The sequence below is a fragment of the Pseudomonas sp. MWU13-2100 genome (genome assembly GCF_023242365.1).
Lineage (GTDB): Bacteria > Pseudomonadota > Gammaproteobacteria > Pseudomonadales > Pseudomonadaceae > Aquipseudomonas.
The window spans coordinates 1-864 of record NZ_JALLIX010000125.1; the positions used below are offsets into that span (position 1 = coordinate 1).

Genomic DNA, 864 nt, shown 5'->3' on the forward strand with positions numbered 1-864 from the left:
AAACCGCAGCAATATCTAGTGAAGCAGCAAGTGTTAACGCTCAAGCTGCTTTGAGGGCAAAGCTTTCAGGCTTGCAGAAAGCACAAGAGAACGCAGCTGTTACGAAAACACTTCCTGATGGACGGATTCGGTATTACACACAGGAAGTCCCTGCTCGAACTGAAGGTGTTACTCGTGGTGCTTCGTTTGCCACGGAGTACAATCCTACGACCGGCTCCACTAGGCAGTGGATGGAAAGCTATGACCATTCAGGAAATATCATACGGGTTCACCCTAAAAGCATTAATGGGCAGCCAGTTAGTGTGCAGCACTATCCTCCTACAGGTGCAGAGTTGGAGAGCTGGAAATAATGTACTCACAAGCTGATCTTGCCATGGATCTAGAAAGAACATTGGCTAGAGGTTTCGATGTCTTTAGGATTTCTAAAGTGGCGTTTGAAATCTACCAAGACCATGGCTTAGAAATTACTGCCCCAATGGATCGAGCACTCCTCACATTGATGGCAATGGAGGAAGGCGAGGAATTTGAGTTAACTGAGTCAGAGTTTTTGGCTCTGATTTCAGAGATTAAATCTATGTAGATGGTGCAAAAGAGGCAGGTGCGGCTGGGAAGGTAGTAGACGATATTCCGGCAACATCTCCACTTGCTCGGGATGGTTTGCGCGAAGACTTAGCGGCACAAGCCGGTATCCCTCGAGATATTGCTGGAAATCCTTCCAGTGTTTGGGGGGGATCAATAGATGATATTAAACAGTCGCTCACCATGGATGGCGCAACACTTACACCTAAAGTGAGAGCCAGTTCATCTGGTAATGCCCAGGTCTATACGGTCGAAGGTAGCACTACAAGCGGAAAAAGGGGACCG

Annotated in this window: 2 protein-coding genes and 1 pseudogene; all 3 read left to right on the forward strand. The window is 47.7% G+C overall.

Annotated features, from left to right (window positions below; translation table 11 throughout):
• Positions 1 to 350, forward strand: a 350-nt coding sequence (locus tag M5B99_RS29635) for a hypothetical protein (RefSeq protein WP_248807461.1), incomplete at its 5' end; no start/stop codon positions are given.
• Positions 350 to 580 carry a hypothetical protein gene (locus tag M5B99_RS29640; protein ID WP_248807462.1) on the forward strand — a complete coding sequence of 77 codons (231 nt, stop codon included), beginning with the start codon at positions 350 to 352 and terminating at the stop codon, positions 578 to 580. The genes M5B99_RS29635 and M5B99_RS29640, both read left to right, overlap by 1 nt.
• Before the next feature lie 77 nt (positions 581 to 657).
• Positions 658 to 864, forward strand: a pseudogene (locus M5B99_RS29645) (glycine zipper family protein); the annotation flags it as partial.

Bases quoted from the DNA above. Each gene is read 5' to 3' on its own strand.
- M5B99_RS29640 (WP_248807462.1), top strand. From the start codon at position 350: ATGTACTCACAAGCTGATCTTGCCATGGATCTAGAAAGAACATTGGCT.